This is a genomic window from Martinezella calliandrae (assembly GCF_030272695.1).
GTDB classification, from domain to species: Bacteria; Pseudomonadota; Alphaproteobacteria; order Rhizobiales; family Rhizobiaceae; genus Rhizobium; species Rhizobium calliandrae.
Map to the genome: position 1 here is coordinate 1 of NZ_JARFYN010000196.1, position 583 is coordinate 583.

A 583-nucleotide genomic window follows, 5' to 3' on the forward strand; every position below is an offset into this window, starting at 1 on the left:
GTCCGCCTGGGTCTGCAGCCGTTCCCCCGACAGCCATTGGCGTTGCCAGGCGGCATAGTCGGGATATTGGATGGCGAGCGGCGGCAAAGGATCGTCCTGCCCGGCGGCGAATGCCCGGTAGAGGCTGCTCAGTTCCCGCATGAGCACACCCATCGACCAGCCGTCCGAGACGATGTGATGTTGGGTCAAGAGGAAGACGTGCTCCTCGTCCGACATGTCGATCAGCCGCCCGCGGATCAGCGGCCCGCGCGAAAGATCAAACGGCGTACGCGCTTCCTCCTGGCACAGATCCAAAAGCGCGGCTTGCGCATCCGCCCTGCCCTTGAGATCGTGCTCGAGCACCGGCAGCCCCGCATCCGGCGGCAGGACCTCGACCCGGGGCTTGCCCTGCGGCGCGACAAAGATGCTGCGCAGCGCCTCATGGCGCGCAAACAGGCGGTCAAGGCTGCGCTGCCAGGCGCTGCGCTCGAGCACACCAGATAGCCGCAAGACCAGCGGAATATGATAGTTGGTGCTCGCCTCGTCCAGCTGCGCCAAGAACCAGAGCCGCTGCTGGGCAAACGACGGTACAAGCGGCTCTTGA

Annotated in this window: 1 protein-coding gene; it reads right to left on the reverse strand. The window is 65.5% G+C overall.

Annotated features, from left to right (window positions below):
- A partial coding sequence (locus PY650_RS36695) for a condensation domain-containing protein (protein ID WP_285885009.1) occupies window positions 1-583 on the reverse strand: 583 nt, incomplete at both ends.